Annotated in this window: 14 protein-coding genes; 2 read left to right on the top strand and 12 right to left on the bottom strand. The window is 71.9% G+C overall.

The window, feature by feature from the left end; all coding sequences use genetic code 11:
* Positions 1-85: 85 nt before the first annotated feature.
* From AB0I82_RS19115 to AB0I82_RS19070, 10 genes are all read right to left on the bottom strand, one after another.
* Positions 86-1,093 (bottom strand): ADP-ribosylglycohydrolase family protein, encoded by a 1,008-nt coding sequence (locus tag AB0I82_RS19115; RefSeq protein WP_363258466.1) that lies wholly within the window; start codon positions 1,091-1,093, stop codon positions 86-88.
* Positions 1,094-1,185: 92 nt separating this feature from the next.
* Entirely contained in the window at positions 1,186-2,277 is a 1,092-nt protein-coding gene (locus tag AB0I82_RS19110; protein ID WP_363258465.1) for a pseudouridine synthase, read from the bottom strand.
* An 11-nt stretch (positions 2,278-2,288) separates the two neighbouring features.
* Positions 2,289-2,885: an SMC-Scp complex subunit ScpB gene (gene scpB / locus AB0I82_RS19105; RefSeq protein ID WP_363259063.1), complete on the bottom strand. Its 597-nt coding sequence runs from the start codon at positions 2,883-2,885 to the stop codon at positions 2,289-2,291.
* Between the two features lie 95 nt (positions 2,886-2,980).
* Entirely contained in the window at positions 2,981-4,039 is a 1,059-nt protein-coding gene (locus tag AB0I82_RS19100) for a segregation/condensation protein A (RefSeq protein WP_363258464.1), read from the bottom strand.
* A 184-nt stretch (positions 4,040-4,223) separates the two neighbouring features.
* Positions 4,224-4,802 carry a hypothetical protein gene (locus AB0I82_RS19095; protein WP_363259062.1) on the bottom strand — a complete coding sequence of 193 codons (579 nt, stop codon included), beginning with the start codon at positions 4,800-4,802 and terminating at the stop codon, positions 4,224-4,226.
* A complete protein-coding gene (locus AB0I82_RS19090; RefSeq protein WP_078601149.1) occupies positions 4,799-5,962 on the bottom strand; it encodes a ParA family protein in 1,164 nt (387 codons plus the stop codon). Before AB0I82_RS19090 ends, AB0I82_RS19095 begins: the two co-directional genes overlap by 4 nt.
* A 354-nt stretch (positions 5,963-6,316) precedes the next feature.
* Entirely contained in the window at positions 6,317-7,432 is a 1,116-nt protein-coding gene (gene ald / locus AB0I82_RS19085; RefSeq protein WP_363259061.1) for an alanine dehydrogenase, read from the bottom strand.
* Positions 7,433-7,599: 167 nt separating this feature from the next.
* On the bottom strand, positions 7,600-9,699 hold the full coding sequence (locus AB0I82_RS19080; protein ID WP_363258462.1) for a tetratricopeptide repeat protein: 2,100 nt from the start codon (positions 9,697-9,699) through the stop codon (positions 7,600-7,602).
* Positions 9,700-9,878: 179 nt separating this feature from the next.
* Positions 9,879-10,505 (bottom strand): NUDIX hydrolase, encoded by a 627-nt coding sequence (locus AB0I82_RS19075; RefSeq protein WP_363258461.1) that lies wholly within the window; start codon positions 10,503-10,505, stop codon positions 9,879-9,881.
* An 81-nt stretch (positions 10,506-10,586) separates the two neighbouring features.
* Positions 10,587-12,248, bottom strand: a complete 1,662-nt coding sequence (locus AB0I82_RS19070; protein WP_363258460.1) for a CTP synthase — start codon at positions 12,246-12,248, stop codon at positions 10,587-10,589.
* Positions 12,249-12,677: 429 nt separating this feature from the next.
* On the opposite strand from AB0I82_RS19070, the gene AB0I82_RS19065 reads away from it, so the two are divergent.
* A complete protein-coding gene (locus tag AB0I82_RS19065; RefSeq protein WP_363258459.1) occupies positions 12,678-14,498 on the top strand; it encodes a glycoside hydrolase family 15 protein in 1,821 nt (606 codons plus the stop codon).
* Between the two features lie 36 nt (positions 14,499-14,534).
* Here AB0I82_RS19065 and AB0I82_RS19060 read toward each other — a convergent pair whose 3' ends face one another.
* Positions 14,535-15,695, bottom strand: coding sequence for a beta-1,3-glucanase family protein (locus AB0I82_RS19060; RefSeq protein ID WP_363258458.1), 1,161 nt, complete (start codon positions 15,693-15,695; stop codon positions 14,535-14,537).
* A gap of 111 nt (positions 15,696-15,806) precedes the next feature.
* Between AB0I82_RS19060 and AB0I82_RS19055 the strand changes: the two genes are divergently transcribed.
* Positions 15,807-16,856 (top strand): LacI family DNA-binding transcriptional regulator, encoded by a 1,050-nt coding sequence (locus AB0I82_RS19055; RefSeq protein WP_363258457.1) that lies wholly within the window; start codon positions 15,807-15,809, stop codon positions 16,854-16,856.
* A gap of 48 nt (positions 16,857-16,904) precedes the next feature.
* On the opposite strand, the gene AB0I82_RS19050 is transcribed toward AB0I82_RS19055, so the two are convergent.
* Positions 16,905-18,530, bottom strand: a complete 1,626-nt coding sequence (locus AB0I82_RS19050) for an NAD(P)/FAD-dependent oxidoreductase (protein WP_363258456.1) — start codon at positions 18,528-18,530, stop codon at positions 16,905-16,907.
* Between the last annotated feature and the right edge of the window lie 9 nt (positions 18,531-18,539).

Below are 18,539 nucleotides of genomic sequence, written 5' to 3'. Positions count from 1 at the left end.
GTGCGCCGCCGCACCTGTCCACCTGATCAGCGTATCGACTGCCACTGACAGCCGCCGTCCACGCCCGCCCTGCGAGACGGCCGCCTCAGTCCCAGAGCCGGCCGAAGGAGAGCAGCTCGTCGCGGTGCTCGATGCGGTCCACCCAGGCCGCGGGCCAGGCGTCGGAGCCGAGGTGGGCACCGGCGAAGGCGCCGGCCAGGCAGGCGATGGAGTCGGAGTCGCCGCCGGTGACGGCGCCGCGGCGCAGCGCCGTGACGGGCTCCTCGGGGAAGAGCAGGAAGGAGAGCAGGGCGGTGGCCAGGGCCTCCTCGGCGATCCAGCCCTCGCCGGTGGCCAGGCAGGGGTCGGCCTCCGGGTCGGGGTTGCGCAGGGCCGCGTCGAGGCGGTCGAGGACCCCGAGGCAGTCGTCCCAGCCGCGCGCGATGAACGCCTGGGCGGAGTCGTCGTGGGCGTACTTCCAGAGGTCGCCGAGCCAGTCGGCACGGTAGAGAGTGCGCTGGTCGTGGGCGTACGCGCGGAGGAGGGCGGGGAGGTCGGCGGGGCGTGCGCCCTGGGCGAGGGCGTGGATCGCGTACGCCGTCAGGTCGCTCGCGGCGAGGCCGGTGGGGTGGCCGTGGGTGAGCGCCGACTGGAGCTGGGCGGCGCCCGCCCGCTGGTCGGCGGTCAGCCCGGGGGCGAGCCCGATGGGGGCGACGCGCATGTTGGCGCCGCAGCCCTTGGAACCGATCTGGCTGGCCTCGGCCCAGGGGCGGCCCGGCTCGCTCAGCAGGCGGCAGGCGGTCAGGCAGGTGTTCCCGGGGGCGCGGTTGTTGTCCGGGGAGCGCCACCAGGCGATGTACTCGCTGCGTACGGGGGGCTCGAAGGCCGCGGCGTCCAGGGGGCCGCGCTCCATGGCCGTACGGAGGCCGCGGGCGAGCGCGAGCGTCATCTGCGTGTCGTCGGTGATGTACGCGGGCGTGGGCAGGTCGAGCCCGCGCCACGGGCCGTACGCGGCCTCGATCGCCGGCACGCTCTTGAACTCGGTCGGGTAACCGAGCGCGTCTCCGAGTGCGAGGCCGATGAGTGCGCCGGTCGCGGGATCCTTCGCGGACATGAGAAAAACCACCCCTTAGTCGTCATCGTGACGATAAGGGGTGGTCCCCCGCTGCCGCAACTGCCGACGGCGGGTACGACAGCCGGTACGGCCTACAGATCGACCTCGCGCATCAGCATGCCGACCTCGGTGTTGGTCAGCCGGCGCAGCCAGCCGGACTTCTGGTCGCCCAGCGAGATCGGCCCGAAGGAGGTCCGGACGAGCTTCTCGACCGGGAAGCCGGCCTCGGCGAGCATCCGGCGCACGATGTGCTTGCGGCCCTCGTGGAGGGTCACCTCGACCAGGTAGTTCTTGCCGGTCTGCTGCACGACCCGGAAGTGGTCGGCGCGCGCGTACCCGTCCTCCAGCTGGATGCCGTCCTTGAGCATCCTGCCGATCTCGCGCGGCAGCGGGCCCTGGATGGCGGCGAGGTACGTCTTCTGCACGCCGTACCGGGGGTGGGTCAGGCGGTGGGCCAGCTCACCGTGGTTGGTGAGCAGGATGATGCCCTCGGTCTCCGTGTCGAGGCGGCCGACGTGGAAGAGCCGGGTCTCGCGGTTGGTGACGTAGTCGCCCAGGCACTGGCGGCCGTCCGGGTCCTCCATGGTGGAGACGACGCCGGCCGGCTTGTTCAGCGCGAAGAAGAGGTAGGACTGGGTGGCGACGGTCAGGCCGTCCACCTTGATCTCGTCCTTCTCCGGGTCGACGCGGACGCCCTGCTCCAGGACGATCTCGCCGTTCACCTCGACGCGGGCCTGCTCGATCAGCTCCTCGCAGGCGCGCCGCGAGCCCATGCCCGCGCGGGCCAGCACCTTCTGGAGCCGCTCGCCCTCCTGGTCGCCGAAGGTCTTGGGGGTCTTGATCTGGGGCTTGTCGTACCGGGCGCGGTTGCGCTCCTCGATCTTCGCGTCCAGCTCGCGGGGGCGGGCCGGAGAGGTGCCGCGGCCGCGGGCTCCCTTGGCGCCCTTGCCCTCCTGGCTGCGCGGGCTGGCCTTCGGGCCGCCCTTGGCGCCGCCGCGGGCCGCCGCGCCGCGTCCCTTGCGGGGCCCGTCACCGGGGCCGCCCGAACCGGATCCGCCGACGTCGTAGCGGCGCTCCTCGGGACGAGGCTTGCCCGCGCGCTTCTGCTTGTCGTCGCGCTGGTTGCCGGCGCCCCGGTAGTTGCCCCTACCGCCGCCGCTGCTGTTCCTGCCGCTGCTTCGCATCAATGATCCGTCTAGTTCGTCTGACCCGTGTGGGAGTCGCCGCTGTCGTCTACGTCGAACGACGGCACACCTTCCCGGGAGTCGCCCTCGACCGCGTCCGCCTCGGGGAGGAACGGGGCGAGCTCGGGGAGCTCGTCCAGGCCCCGCAGGCCCATCCGCTCCAGAAAGTAGTTCGTCGTCCTGTACAGGATCGCACCTGTTTCGCCTTCCGTGCCCGCCTCCTCGACCAGACCGCGCTGCAGGAGGGTGCGCATCACGCCGTCGCAGTTGACACCGCGCACGGCCGAGACCCGGGACCGGCTGACCGGTTGACGGTACGCGACCACGGCCAGAGTCTCCAATGCGGCCTGCGTCAGCCGGGCCTGCTGGCCGTCCAGTACGAAGCTCTCGACGGCGTCCGCGTACTCCGGGCGGGTGTAGAACCGCCAGCCGCCCGCGACCAGCCGCAGGTCGAAGCCGCGGCCCTGACGGGTGTAGTCGTCCGACAGTTCGCGCAGCGCGATCGCCACGTCGCGGCGGCGGCGCTGCAGCACCTTGGCGAGGTGCTCCTCGGTGGCGGGCTCGTCGACGACCATGAGGACGGCCTCCAGTGCGGGCTTCAGGTCCAGCGCCGCGACCCCGAGGGCGCCGGCCGGCCCTTCGGGGGACTCGGGGGCCTGCGCCTCGGGGAGGTCGTACGTCTCTTCGGCGGTGCCGGGCTCGGTCACGCTGTCTCCTTCTCGGTCTTCCCCTCGGCCCGCTGCTCCGGCGGCCGGTCGAACTCGTCCGTGACCACCGGCTCCGCGCCGTCCTCCGTACCGGCCCAACGGACGGTCAGCTCGCCCAGCGCCTCGGGCTGATCGAGGGCCACCGCGCGCTCCCGGTACAGCTCCAGCAGCGCCAGGAAGCGCGCGACGACCGTGAGCGTGTCCGGGGCGTCCTCGGTCAGCTCCTGGAAGGACGCCTCGCCCGCCGCGCGCAGCCGCGCCACCATCACCTCGGCCTGTTCCCGGACGCTGACCAGCGGCGCGTGGATGTGGTCGACGTACACCTGCGGCTTGGCCTTGGGCTGCATCGCCTTCACGGCGAGCTTCGCGAACCCCTCGGCGCCGATGCTGATCACCACCTCGGGCAGCAGCTCGGCGTGGTGCGGTTCGAGCCCGACGGTACGCGGGTACCGGCGTGCCTCGTCCGCCAGGCGGCGGCTGAAGATGTCGGCGACCTCCTTGTACGCGCGGTACTGGAGCAGCCGCGCGAAGAGCAGGTCGCGCGCCTCCAGGAGGGCGAGGTCCGCCTCGTCCTCGACCTCGGCGGCGGGCAGCAGCCGCGCGGCCTTCAGGTCCAGCAGGGTCGCCGCGACCACCAGGAACTCCGTCGTCTGGTCCAGGTCCCAGTCCGGTCCCATGGCCCGGATGTGCGCCATGAACTCGTCGGTGACCTGCGAGAGCGCGATCTCGGTGACGTCCAGCTTGTGCTTGGAGATCAGCTGCAGGAGGAGGTCGAAGGGGCCCTCGAAGTTCTCCAGGTGGAGGGTGAACTTCCCGTCCCCGGTGACGGTGGCGTCCGCGGGCTCGGCGGGCCCGGTCTCTTCGGGCTCGCCGGATGCGGCCTCTTCGGGGGCCGCCGCATCGGGCTCCGGTACGGCTGCCGGTACTGGCTCCGGTACTGCCGCGACCGGCTCCGGAGGAGGCGCGGCGGTCTCCGGCTCCGGGGTCGCGCCCGGGCCATGGCCCAAGGTACGGCGCGGGGCGAGCGCTGCGGGGTCGTCGTGGGTCGTCGGCATCGTGGTCCATACGCTGCGGTCCCGTGCCGCGCGCGGCGCCGGGCTGGATCACCGGCGGGCAGGCACCCGCCGGTGTCCGAAGGCTAACCCGGCACCCGCCGGGCGGCGCGGACCCGGCCGCCCGGGCGGCCGGAGTTCCGCAGCCTGGCCCCACCGAAGACGCAGGACGGCCCCGAGAACGCGCTCAGCGGCCCCTCAAACGCCTCACGAGGATGCTGGCGTCCCCCCGGGACTCCAGGTCCGCGAGGACGACCGCGACGGCCTCACGGACGATCCGGCCGCGGTCCACCGCGAGGCCGTGCTCGCCGCGCAGGACCAGGCGCGCGTGCTCCAGGTCCATCAGCTCCTCGGCGGAGACGTACACGGTGATCTTCTCGTCGTGCCGCTCGCGGCCGCTGGGGCGGCGGTTCGCGCCCCGGCCGCGCCGCCGCGCGGCGCCCCCGGTGGCCTGCGCCCCGGGTCCCGCGGCGGCCGCGGGCTCCTGCCTGCGGCGCCCCTTGCCGGCCTCCTCGGCCGTGTCGCGTCCGCTGTGCTCCGCGGGCGCCACCGCCCCGGACGCCGCCGGGGCCGATTCGCCCTCGGGCCGGCGCTGCGCGGCGTTGCCCTGCTGCGGCGCGGTGGGGTCGGCCTCGCCGCCCGGCGCGGGCACCCGGGGTGCCTCGCCGTTCGCGGGCGTGCCGTTGGCCGGCTTACGGGGCGAGGAGGACTGCAGCGCCGTCCCCCCGGTGGTGCGGAACAGTTCGTCGGCGCCGGGCAGACTCACTCGGCGTGACACCGGGCGAGCACCTCCCTGGCGAGCTGTCGGTAGGCGGCGGCACCCACGGAGTTGGAGGCGTACGTGGTGATCGGCTCGCCCGCGACCGTGGTCTCGGGGAAGCGGACCGTACGGCCGATCACGGTGTGGTAGACGTGATCGTCGAACGCCTCGACGACGCGCGCGAGGACCTCACGGCTGTGCACGGTGCGCGAGTCGTACATCGTGGCGAGGATGCCGTCCAGCTCCAGGTCGGGGTTGAGCCGCTCCTGGACCTTCTCGATCGTCTCGGTCAGCAGCGCCACGCCGCGCAGCGCGAAGAACTCGCACTCCAGCGGGACGATGACCTTGTGAGCCGCCGTCAGCGCGTTGACCGTGAGCAGGCCGAGCGAGGGCTGACAGTCGATCACGATGAAGTCGTAGTCGTTCATCAGCGGCTTCAGGGCGCGCTGCAGGGTCGACTCGCGGGCGACCTCGCTGACGAGCTGCACCTCTGCGGCTGACAAATCGATATTGCTGGGCAGCAGGTCCATGTTCGGGACCGCCGTCTTCAGCAGGACCTCGTCGGCCGACATGCCCCGCTCCATGAGCAGGTTGTAGACCGTCAGGTCGAGCTCCATCGGGTTGACTCCGAGGCCGACCGAGAGGGCGCCCTGCGGGTCGAAGTCGACCAGCAGCACCCGGCGGCCGTACTCGGCGAGCGCGGCACCCAGGTTGATGGTCGAGGTCGTCTTGCCGACCCCGCCCTTCTGGTTGCACATCGCGATGATCTTCGCCGGGCCGTGCTCGGAGAGCGGTCCGGGGATCGGGAAGTAGGGAAGGGGGCGACCGGTCGGGCCGATGCGCTCGCGGCGCTGGCGCGCGGCGTCCGGCGCGAGCGTCGCCGCGTACTCCGGATCCGGCTCGTACTCCGCGTCCGGATCGTAGAAGTGCCCCTCGGGCAGGTCGTCGTAGTCGGCGAAGCGGGCCTGGTCTGTGCCGCCCTGGTCGCCGGCCGTGGCGTTCACTTGATGGCCGTCCATGCTCTGGTGGGCTGTCGTCGTCATGCTCTTCTGGGCTGCGAAGGTGTGGACAGCGACGGAGCCGACAGCCTCGTGCCCCGAGGGACCCTGGCCCCGTGCAACCGCTCCTGGTCGACCACCTCCGGGAGTAAATGTCGACTCATTCACAAGTCGTCTTACCTCCTTGGATGTGACCAGGAAACTTATCGATAGGTCAGCGTGACACCATGCCGACGGTTGGCGACTCTATGGCGTGTCGGGCGTCCGCAGCAACACAATCCACCGGACCCGGCACGATGTGTCGGCAATGGAACACCCCGATGTCAAGGGCGCGCGGCGCACATCCGTGAGGTTTCGGGGGTGTGCGAAAGGGGCGAAGGGCAACGTTCGTTACGAGTTGATGAGGGCTTGCCGAAGGTCGGTCTCGGACGGCCGCGGAAAACTGTCGCAAACGCGCACGGCCGGGCCTGAAGGTCTCAAGGCCCGGCCGTGCGCGCGGTGTTGACGCGCCGTGTTGACGAATCAGCCCAGCAGGGTGCTCAGCTCGACGGACTCCAGACCGTGCGCCTCGGCGACCTCGGCGTAGACGACCTTGCCGTCATGGGTGTTGAGGCCCTTGGCCAGCGCGGCGTCGCGGCGCAGCGCCTCGACCCAGCCGTTGTTGGCCAGCGAGATGATGTAGGGCAGCGTCGCGTTGGTCAGCGCGTAGGTGGAGGTGTTCGGCACCGCGCCCGGCATGTTGGCGACGCAGTAGAAGACCGAGTTGTGGACCTGGAAGGTCGGCTCGGCGTGGGTGGTCGGCTTCGAGTCCTCGAAGCAGCCGCCCTGGTCGATCGCGATGTCGACAAGGACACTTCCGGGCTTCATCTTGGCGACGAGCTCGTTGGTGACCAGCTTCGGGGCCTTGGCGCCCGGGATGAGGACCGCGCCGACGACGAGGTCGGCCTCGACGACGGCCTTCTCCAGCTCGAAGGCGTTGGAGACGACGGTCTGCACCTTGGTGCCGAAGATCTTGTCGGCCTCGCGCAGCTTGTTGATGTCCTTGTCGAGCAGCGTGACGTGGAAGCCCAGGCCCACGGCGATCTGCACGGCGTTCCAGCCGGAGACGCCACCGCCGATGACGACGGCCTTGCCCGCGTGGACGCCGGGGACGCCACCGGGCAGCACGCCGCGGCCGCCGGCCTGGCGCATCAGGTGGTACGCGCCGACCTGCGGGGCGATGCGGCCCGCGACCTCGGACATCGGGGCGAGCAGCGGCAGCTGGCGGCCCGCGGTCTCGACGGTCTCGTACGCGATCGCGGTGGTGCCGGACTCGATCAGCGCGTCCGTGCACTCGCGGGAGGCGGCGAGGTGCAGGTACGTGAAGAGCGTCTGGTCCTTGCGGAGGCGGTGGTACTCCTCGGCAATGGGCTCCTTGACCTTCAGCAGCAGGTCGGCGGTGGCCCACACCTCGTCGGCGGTGTCGAGGATGGCGGCGCCGGCGCCGACGTACTCCTCGTTCGTGATGGAGGAGCCGAGACCGGCGTCCTTCTCGATGAAGACCTGGTGGCCGTTGCGGACGAGCTCGTGGACACCGGCGGGCGTGATCGCCACCCGGAACTCGTTGTTCTTGACCTCGCGGGGGATGCCGACCTTCACGTCGATCACGGTCCTTGAATGAGTGCTTGCAGAGAAAAATCCATACATACAGACGCATGACGGATGTGACCGCGAGAACCGCGGCTCTGCCAGTCTATTGAAGGAGCTCTTGTTGTCTAGCCTTGCAAAGCAATTACTTTCGCGGGGACCGCCACCGATTTCGTAGGTCAGGCCGGGTGATCTGCGAGAAGTCGCTCCCCCAGGCCCCGGTGCAGCCTTGCTGCCGCAGGGTCGCCGAGCCGTTCGAAGGTGTCCGCAATCCGCAGCTGGAGCGCCGCCTCCAGCCGCCCGTCGGCCGCCTTCCGGGCCAGTTCCAGGGCTTCGAAGCAGGTACGCAGCGCCTGCTCGGGCCGTCCCGCGTACTCCTGGACCCGCGCGATCTCCCCCGTCGCCCGCGCCTGCCCGACCGCGTCATCGGCCCTCCGATACGCGCCGTGAGCGGCCCGCCACTCCCGCAGCGCCTCGGCCCAGCGCCCCGCATACGTGTGCACCGCGCCCAGCCGCCCGTGCAGCCGCGCCGCCTCGGCCGCGTCCCCGCGGGAGAGCCGCAGCTCCAGCGCCCGTCCGTACCAGTCGGCGGCCCGCTGCCAGTCGCCCAGCTCGGCGTACGTACCGCCCAGCGACTCCAGCGCCCGCCCGGTCGCGACCGGGTCCTTGACCGCGCGCGCCGACTCCAGCGCGCCCCGGTACCGGGCCAGCGCGTTCTGCGCCCGGCCCGCCTCGGCGTCCAGATCGCCGAGGTTCAGCAGCGCGGCGGCCTTCTCGCGGGCCAGACCGCGCCGCTCCGCGACCTCCAGGACCAGCCCGTGCAGCCCGTACAGGTCGGGTGCCGCCGCCTCGGGCGCCTCATGGGCGAGCAGCGCCCGTACCAGCGCGGCCATCAGCCGCCGGTCCAGAGTGTCCAGCTCGCCGTCCGCGACGGCGATCCGGGCAGAGTCCAGCAGGGCCGGGCGACGGCTGCGCAGCCAGGCCGCGGCCTCGGGGACGGATCCGAAGCGCAGCGACCGCGGCAGTCCGGAGATCCGCTCGCGGGCCGGGGACCCGGCGGGCTCCCCCATCGCCCGGCAGGACTGCAGCTGCCGTACGGTCCGCTCCAGCATCCGGGCCCGGGAGAGCTGGATCTCCTGCGGGCGCTCATGGGCGCGTACCTGCTCGCGGAGCAGCGGCACCAGGCAGTTCGGTACGCGGTACTGCGCCGGCAGCCCGGCCAGCGGGTCGGGGCCACCGGGCACCGGAACCTCCGGCTCCACCGGCCGCAGCAGCCCCCGCGCGCCCAGGTCGCGCAAGGTGGGTTCGGCGTCCCCCACCGAGCAGCCGGCCAGCGCGGACGCGGTGTGCGCGTCGACGAGGCCGGCCGGGGCGAGCGAGAGCAGTCGCAGTATCCGGGCGGCGGTCGGCGGCAGCGATTCGTACGCCAGCCGGAAGGCGCGGGCCAGCGGGCGCGGGACGGGCGCGGCCTCCTCCTCGCCGGGCGGCAGCAGGAACAGCGTCCGCAGCAGGTCGGACAGCGAGGACTTGGGGTGCGCGGCGAGCCAGCCGCCGGCCAGTACCAGCGCGGCGGGCTGGCCGCCGCAGTCCTGGACGACCTGTTCGGCGGTGCGCGGGTCGACGGTGATGCGGGTGGGGCCCGCGTACCGGGTCAGGATCTCCACGCCGGCGGCGGTGTCCAGGCCGCCGAGCGTGCAGGGCCGCACGTCCGTGATGCCGGTCAGCGGCCCCGCGGAGACGGCGAGGACCAGGCAGTCCGGGGCGTCCGGGAGCAGCGGCTCGACCTGCTCGGGGCCGGCCGCGTCGTCCAGCAGGAGGAGGGCGCGCCGGTCGGCCAGCGCGGTGCGCAGCGCCTCGGTCAGCTCGTCCTCGTCCGCGCCGGCCGGCACCCGCTCGCCGAGCCGGGTGAGCAGGTCGCGGGCGACGTCGGCGGTGGGCACGGGCCGGCCGTCGGCGGTGGACAGCCAGGTGCGCAGCACGCCGTCCGGGTAGTCGCCGGCCAGCTGCCGGGCCAGTTCGGCGGCGAGCGTGCTGCGGCCCGAGCCGGGCCGCCCGGCGATCAGCAGCACCCGGCTGCGGGCGCCCTTGCGGCCGGAGAGGGTGTCCAGCCCCGCGCGTTCGATGTCGCTGCGCAGGGCGGCCAGTTCGCGGCGGCGGCCGGCGAAGGCGGCGGGGGCCGGCGGGGCGGTCGCCGCCGGTACGCCGGTCCGGCCCGCTCCTCTTCGTCCGGCCCCCGACGCCGTCACCGTCCGGCCGGTGTCCACCGCCTGCTCCGCCACGGGCCACGCTCCCGTTCACTTGCGCGTACGAGCCGGCCGCCGCTGCGGCCGGGATGCGACGAGCGTAGTTCACAGGTGCCGTGGATCACGGCGGACATACCGCGTAAATCTGACAAAAATGGAAGCAGTAATTCCGGAAGGAGTCCGGTCCCGCCCGACAAGCGGTCCGGCCTGCTCCTTTACGCCTCGAACGGCCGGGCCGGCCACGGCGCCTCGGCCGGGCGCAGCGCCTCCAGGCCGTCACCCGACTGCGCGGCCAGCAGCGACAGCACGCCGACGACCAGGCAGTTGTTGTGCAGCTCGCCGGCCAGCACGCCGCGCGCGAGGTCGGCGACCGGCACCCGCGCCAGCTCCATGTCGGCCTCTTCCTCCTCGACCTCGAAGCGCTCGCCCTCCGCCTCGGAGAGACCACGGGCCAGGAAGATCCGTACGGCCTCGTCGCAGCCGCCGGGGGTGGTGTAGACGTCGGTCAGCACCCGCCAGTCCTCGGCCTTGACGTGCGCCTCCTCGTACAGCTCGCGCTGGGCGGCGTGGAGGGGGTTCTCGCCGGGCACGTCCAGCAGCCCGGCCGGGATCTCCCAGAGCTTGTGGCGTACGGGGTGCCGGTACTGGCGCAGCACCAGGACCTTGCCCTCGTCGTCCAGGGCCAGAACGGCCACCGAGCCGGGGTGGACCTGGTAGTCCCGCTTCACGGTGGACCCGTCCGGCATGACGACCTCGTCCGTGCGGACGCTGGTCTTGTTACCGGTGAACGGGGTCGCCGTCGCGGTGATCCGCCACTCCTCGGGGGTGTCCTTGATGGCCATGCGCGTCCTCCCAAACAAGCAGAAACCGGGGTACGGACCGCAAAGTCCGCACCCCGGTAACCGTATCTTCCGGCCGGTGGATTACTTACCGGCGGCCTTGCCGGTCTTGCGCTCGACGGCGGCCTTCACCAGACCCGCGAAGAGCGGGTGCGGCCGGGTCGGGCGGGAGCGCAGCTCCGGGTGCGCCTGGGTGGCGACCAGGTAGGGGTGCACCTCGCGCGGGTACTCGACGTACTCCACCAGCTTGTTGTCCGGGGAGACGCCGGAGAACTGCAGGCCGGCCTTCTTCTCCAGCTCGGCGCGGTAGGAGTTGTTGACCTCGTAGCGGTGGCGGTGGCGCTCCTCGACGTACTCCTTGCCGCCGTAGACCTCGCGGACGATGGAGCCCTCGGCGAGCTTCGCCGGGTACATGCCGAGCCGCATCGTGCCGCCCATGTCGCCCTCGCCGGCGACGATGTCCAGCTGCTCGGCCATGGTGGAGATGACCGGGTCGGCGGCGGCCGGGTCGAACTCGGTGGAGTTCGCGCCCGCCACGCCGGCCAGGCTGCGGGCCGCCTCGATGACGACGCACTGCAGGCCCAGGCAGATGCCCAGCAGCGGGATCTTGTTCTCGCGGGCGTAGGTGATCGCCTCGAGCTTGCCCTCCACGCCGCGCTCGCCGAAGCCGCCCGGGATGAGGATCGCGTCGCAGTCGCCGAGCTGCTTCTTGGCGCCGGCCGCGGTGCGGCAGTCGTCGGAGGTGACCCACTTGATCTTCACGCGGGCGCGGTTGGCGAAGCCGCCGGCACGCATCGCCTCGGAGACCGAGAGGTAGGCGTCGGGCAGGTCGATGTACTTGCCGACCAGCGCGACCTTGACCTCGTGGTCGGGGTTGTGGACGCGGTCCAGCAGGTCCTCCCACTGGGTCCAGTCCACGTCGCGGAACGGCAGGTCGAGCTTGCGCACGACGTAGGCGTCCAGGCCCTCGGTGTGCAGCACCTTGGGGATGTCGTAGATCGACGGGGCGTCGATCGCGGCGACCACCGCGGCGTCGTCCACGTCGCACATCAGCGAGATCTTGCGCTTGATGGCGGTCGGGACCTCGCGGTCGGCGCGCAGCACGATCGCGTCGGGCTGGATGCCGATGTTGCGCAGCGCGGCGACGGAGTGCTGGGTCGGCTTGGTCTTCAGCTCACCGGACGGGCCGATGTACGGCAGCAGCGAGATGTGCACGACGAAGACGTTGTCCCGGCCGACCTCGTGGCGGACCTGGCGGACGGTCTCCAGGAACGGCAGCGACTCGATGTCGCCGACCGTGCCGCCGACCTCGGTGATGACGACGTCGACGTCGTCGGTCGCCATGCGGCGGATGCGGTGCTTGATCTCGTTGGTGATGTGCGGGATGACCTGCACGGTGTCGCCGAGGTACTCACCGCGTCGCTCCTTGGCGATCACGGTGTTGTAGACCTGGCCGGTGGTGACGTTCGCGGAGCCGTCGAGGTCGACGTCCAGGAAGCGCTCGTAGTGGCCGATGTCCAGGTCGGTCTCGGCGCCGTCGTTGGTGACGAACACCTCGCCGTGCTGGAAGGGGTTCATCGTGCCGGGGTCGACGTTGAGGTACGGGTCCAGCTTCTGCATCGTGACCCGCAGGCCCCGGGCCTTGAGCAGCGCACCCAGGCTGGAGGCGGTGAGCCCCTTGCCGAGCGAGGACGCAACGCCCCCGGTGACGAAGATGTGCTTGGTCGTCGAGGATTTGGGCGGCATGGCCAAGACGGAACTCCCGTGGTCGCGAAGTGAAAGAGCGGAGCGGCGCGAGCCCGGATTTCCAGGGGTGCCGTCGCTGCGGTCGGGGGTGCCGGGTCTTCCTTCCGGGCCCACCGGTCCACGGGGTACCAGGCTATCAGCGACAGAGCGTGGTCGCGCCCGCCCGCGCGGGCCGGAATACATCGCTCCCCGTATACGGGCCCCGACGTGACGCAGGCCACCCATTCGGCCCAGCCCCGGGAAGCGGAGCGTCGCGCGGATGTCACGTGCGCGTCGTATCCTGCTCGGGCACTCGCATCGGGCCATCCGGAAACGGCATCACCCCCAACCGAATACCGGACCAGCAGCCCGGCGGGGTTTTCAATGGGCAGGACGGAAGATCTACACGTCCCACGGGGGGCGTCACCCCAGTTCGAACGGGAGATGTACGTGGCCGGGCGCATCGAGGACTACGCACTGATCGGCGACATGCAGACCGCCGCACTTGTCTGCCGGGACGGCACGGTCGACTGGCTGTGCCTGCCCCGGTTCGACTCGCCCGCGGTCTTCGCCGGCCTCCTCGGCACCGAGGAGCACGGCTTCTGGCGGCTGGGCCCGGCCGCGGAAGCGGAAGGCGAAGCGGAGGCCGTCTCGCCCGCCTCCGACCGCCGCAGATACCGCGGCGACTCCCTGATCCTGGAATCGGAGTGGGACACCCCCGACGGCACGGTCCGGCTGATCGACTTCATGCCGCCGCGCGACGGCGCGCCGCAGCTGATCCGCATCGTGGAAGGCGTCAGCGGCAAGGTCGCGATGCGCTCCTCGCTGCGGATGCGGTTCTCCTACGGCTGGGTGGTGCCGTGGGTGCACCAGGTCGACGGCCGCACGGCCGCGGTCGCGGGCCCGGACTCGGTGTGGTTCGACACCACGGCCGAGACCCACGGCGAGGACCTGACCACGTACTCGGACTTCACCGTCGAGGCCGGGCAGCGGATCGCCTTCACGATGAGCTGGCAGCCCTCGCATCATGAGCAGCCGCCGCTCCCCGAGCCGGAGAACTCGCTGACGGCCACCGCGGACTTCTGGCGCGAGTGGGTCGAGCAGTGCACGTACCACGGTCCGTACCGTGACGCGGTGGTCCGCTCGCTGATCACCCTGAAGGCGCTGACGTACGCGCCGACCGGCGGCATCGTCGCGGCGCCCACCACCTCCCTCCCCGAGGACATCGGCGGCTCCCGCAACTGGGACTACCGCTTCACCTGGCTCCGGGACGCCGCGATCACCCTCTCCTCCCTCCTGCGCACGGGATACCGCGAGGAGGCCCGCGCCTGGCGCGAGTGGCTGCTCCGCGCGGTGGCCGGGGACCCGGAGAACCTGCAGATCATGTACGGCATCGCGGGCGAGCGCGAGCTCGGCGAGAACGAGCTGACCTGGCTGCCGGGGTACGAGAACTCCAAGCCGGTCCGGGTCGGCAACGGCGCCGCCGACCAGCTCCAGCTGGACGTGTACGGCGAGGTCATCGAGGCGCTGCACCTCGCCCACATGACCGGCCTGGCCCGCAACGACTACGCCTCCCTCCTCCAGATCAAGCTGATCCGCTGGGTGGAGAAGCACTGGGACGAGCCCGACGAGGGCATCTGGGAAGTGCGCGGGCCGCGCCGGCACTTCGTCCACTCCAAGGTCATGACCTGGGTCGCGGTGGACCGCACCATCAAGCTGATGGAGTCCGGGGACGTCGAGGGCCCGCTGGAGGAGTGGAAGGAGCTGCGCGACACGATCCACCGGGACGTGTGCGAGAAGGGCTACGACCCGGAGCGCAACACCTTCACCCAGTCCTACGGCTCCAAGGAGCTGGACGCCTCGCTGCTGCTCATCCCGCAGATGGGCTTCCTGCCGCCGGACGACAAGCGCGTCATCGGCACCATCGAGGCGATCCAGCGCGAGCTGGCCACGCCCGACGGCTTCATCATGCGCTACCCCACCTCCGCCGATGCCGCGGAGGAGAACCTGGACGGCCTGGAGGGCGACGAGGGCGCGTTCCTGGCCTGCTCGTTCTGGCTCGCCGACGACCTGGCGATGATCGGCCGCGTCGAAGAGGCCCGCAAGCTCTTCGAGAAGCTCCTCTCGCTCCGCAACGACCTGGGCCTGCTGGCCGAGGAGTGGGACTCCAAGGCCGGCCGCCAGGTCGGCAACTTCCCCCAGGCGTTCAGCCATGTCCCGCTGATCGACACGGCACTGCGCCTGACGGCGAGCGGGGCGTACGGGGGCTGAGCCGCCCCCGCACGCCCCTGCGGCGGTCCGGCCCGGTCAGAACGGCGTCAGCGTCAGCCTGATCCGGCTGGGCGCGCCGTCCTCGATGTACGAGGCGAAGCCGGCGACATCGTCGAAGGCGAAGCCGTACGCCTTGCCGTCCTGCGTCGCGTCGTGCATCACTCGGGCGTAGTGGTTGGCGAGCCGCTGCTGGTAGAAGGCGGCGGGGTCGGTGGTGGGCTGCTCGGCGTGCGAGGTGAGGGTGGCGCGGTTCAGCGCGGCGCCCAGGATCGCGGCGACCGGGCCCGTGGTGCCGTCGTTGGGCGCGGCGAGGGTGCCGTCGCAGAAGAGCACGTCGCGGGTGCTGGGCCTGCTGAACGAGACGCTCGCCGGGCCGGTGAAGGAGAGCTTGTCCCCGGCGACCCGGCCGGTGAAGGTGCCGGCGTTGGTGGTGACCTTCAGGTCCTTGGACGCGTACGCCGACCATGCCTCGTCGATGGCGGGGGCGAGGTAGTCCTTGGCGAACCGGCCGCTGTCCAGGCCGTGCCCGGGGGCGATGACCCGCTTGTCGTCGACGACCAGGTCGCCGAAGCCCTCGATGCCGGCCAGGTCCGAGAAGATCTTCGCCCGGGCGCCGTCCTTCAGCAGCCCCGCTGTCTGGTCCTTCGCGCCGGTCAAATGGATCGCCAGCGGCACGCTGAACATGTCGACCATGGTGGTGTTGCAGTACATGCCGCCGTCGTTGTAAGTGAACTCCGCGCAGTCGTGCAGGACTCCGTAGTTGGGATCGGAGTCCACCCAGCCGGCCGGATAGGCCAGCGCCGCCTTGCCGTTGCCGTCCTCGACGGCCTTGAACTTCAGCTTGCCGCCGAGCGCGGTGTAGATCCGCCCGGACATCTTCGGCAGCGTGAGGGTCGTGGTGCCGCTCGCGGCGAGCGGGATCGCGTAGTCGGTGAAGCCGTCGGAGCCGTTGTCGGACACGGCGACGGGCTTCAGCTCTCCTTCGGGGGTGACCCGGACCTGCTGGGTGCCGTCATTGCCGACGATGTAGACCCAGACCGAGGAATTGCCGAACTCGCCGGAGTCGTTGGCGATTTCCAGGGGAAGCCCCGCGGCCTTCGTACGGCCGGGGGTGCCGCTCGCGTGTCCGGCGAGGGCGAATCCGGAAGCGGCGGCGCCCGCGGCGAGGCCGCCGAGCAGGGTGCGACGAGAGATCACGAGATGGCTCCTTGTGGGGGGTGGGGTGAGAGCGCTCTCAGATGAAGTAGGGTCACCCTGCCCACTTCTGGCGGTACCGTCAACCCACCGCGAAACAGAAGGAGTTCGAAGATGTCCGTGCCCGGCGGCTCCCGGCCGACCCTGGAGGCGGTGGCCGCCCGGGCCGGTGTCTCCCGCGCCACCGTCTCCCGCGTCGTCAACGGCGGCACCGGAGTCCGCGCCGAGATCCGCGAGCGGGTCCGGCAGGCGGTCGCCGAGCTCGGGTACATCCCGAACATCGCCGCCCGCTCGCTCGTCACCCGCCGCACCGGCGCCGTCGCCGTGGTCATCGCCGAGCCCGAGGCAAGGGTGTTCTCCGACCCCTTCTTCGCCCAGCAGCTGCGCGGCATCGGCCGCGAACTGGGCGCGGCCGACACCCAGTTGCTGCTGATGATGGTGGAGAGCGACCGCGATCACGCGCGCATCGGCCGGTATCTGTCGGGCGGGCACGTCGACGGCGCGCTGATGTTCTCGCTGCACCGCGCCGATCCGCTGCCCGCGATGGCCGCGGCCGCGGGGCTGCCCACGGTCTTCGGCGGGCGCCCGGACCGGTCGGACGACTCGGACGACGGCCACGCCGGTGCGGCCCGCCCGCTGTACGTCGACACCGACAACCGCGACGGGGCCCGGCAGGCGGTCACCCACCTGGTGCAGCGCGGCCGACGGCGGATCGCCGTGATCACCGGCCCGCTGGACCAGACCTCGGCCCAGGACCGGCTGGACGGCTACCGCGAGGCGCTGGCGCCCCGCCCTGCGGACCCCCGCCTGATCGCCGACGGCGGCTTCACCGCCGAGGGCGGCGAGCGGGCCATGGGCGAGCTGCTGGACGCGGCCCCCGACCTGGACGCCGTCTTCGCCTGCTCCGACCTGATGGCCACGGGTGCGCTGCGCACGCTGCGGGCGCGCGGCCGGCGGGTGCCGGCGGATGTCGCGGTGGTCGGCTACGACGACCTCGCCCCGGCGGCCTGGGCGGACCCGCCGCTGACCACGGTCCGCCAGGACGTGCAGGAGATGGGCCGCCTGATGGCCCGGCTGCTCCTGGACCGGCTGGCGGCGGACGACGGCGCGCACCTCTCCCCCGTCGTCACACCCGCCACCCTCATCGTCCGCGACTCCAGCTAGCAGTACGCCAGGTACGTCAGGTACGTCAGGTACGTCAGGTACGTCACGTCACGTCACGTCGGCGATCACCTCGCGGGCCGCCCGCTCGCCCTCCGTGGCCCCGCCGTTCATGAACCCCTGGAAGTCGTACGAGGTGTGCTCGCCGCCGATGTGCACATTGCCCTGGCGGACGCCCTCGTACCCCGCGTACTTGTGCAGATAGCCCACCGGCCAGTACGAGTACGCGCCCAGGGCGTACGGATTGCGGTGCCAGGCGGAGAGTTGCGCCCGGCCGGTCCAGGCGGCCTTCGTGCCGGGGAAGAAGCGCTCGATGTCCGTCAGCCGGCGCTGCGCCAGGTCCCGTACGTACGGGTCGGCCTCCGTCGAGAACGCCCCCGCCGGGGTCAGCGCGTGGGCGAGGCTGCCGCCGCCGTACTGGATGAGGATGCCGCCGGTGCCGGGCTGCGCCTTGGTGGTGTCCCAGGTCTGCTGCGCGTCCAGGTCGGTGAAGCAGTCACCGGCGCTGACGCCCGGCCAGGGCCCGCTGCCGCGCCAGGGCCGGGCGCTGAACTGCATGTTGAGCTTGGTGCAGTACCCCATCCGCGCGTCCCGCAGCAGGTTCGTCATCCGGGTGTCGAAACCGGCCCGGGTGAGGTCCAGGCGTTGCAGTACGGGCAGCGGGACGGCCAGGACGGTGTGGTCGGCGGTGACTGTGCGGGTGGTGCCGCCGTCGCTGAAGGTGAGGGTCTGGGTGCCGTCGGATTGCGCAGTGACGGCCGTCAGGGACCAGCCCATGCGGAGCGTCCCGGCGGGCAGGGCTGCCGCGATGGCCTTCGGGAGCCGGTCGTTGCCGCCGGTGATGTGGTACCGCTCGTCGGACAGCCCCCAGACGTTGAAGCGGCCGGGGTTGGGCTGGTAGCCCATGAGCAGGACGAGGGCGAGCGCGGACTGGTCGACGGTGTCGGCGCCGTACTCGACGTTGTACGCGACGTCGATGAACTGCCCGAGCGGGGAGGCGAAGCCGCCGGGCACGCGGGAGTCGATCCATTCCCGTATCGACATGTTGTCCAGGGCCGTGCCGGCGGGGGTGCTCTGTTCCCAGGTGACCTCGCCCGCCTCCTGGAGGTCGCGGCGGAGCGCCTGGTAGACGCCCTTGAAGTCCTCGTCCGCCTGCGCGCGCGGGTAGTACGTGCCGTCGAACCAGAGGACCTCCTCCGCGCCGTTGGGGCCCGCGCCGAGGAAGTCCTCCAGGGGCAGGCCGAAGCGGCGGCAGAGTTCGTGCATCTTCTTGTGCTCGGTGTCGATCAGCTCGCCGCCGATCTCGGAGCTCTGGCCGTACGCCCAGTGGTCGCGCTGGGTGTACATCCGGCCGCCGACCCGGTCGGGACTGGCCTCGTACAGCGTGCAGGGCAGTCCGGCGTCCCGGAGGGTGAGCGCCGCGGTCAGGCCCGCGATGCCCGCGCCGACGACGGCGATACGGGGTGTGGCGGCGGTCCGCGGCGGGCGCGCGGGCTGCGCTGCCGCAGTGGTGGCCGGGGCGGCGAGCGCGACGCCGAGGCCCAGCGCGCCCGCGCGCGCCAGGAGTTCGCGCCGGTCCAGCCCTCGTACGTCGGCGGCGGGCAGCCGGAGTCTTCGTGCTGCCGCGTGCTCGGCGGCGAGTCTGCGCAGGGCGTGCATCGCATGTGTACGGGCCATGGTCGGGCC

This window comes from Streptomyces sp. NPDC050315, assembly GCF_040655775.1.
Lineage (GTDB): Bacteria > Actinomycetota > Actinomycetes > Streptomycetales > Streptomycetaceae > Streptomyces.
The sequence above is the reverse complement of the archived record's forward strand: the minus strand, read 5'-3'. Positions and strand labels throughout refer to the sequence as shown.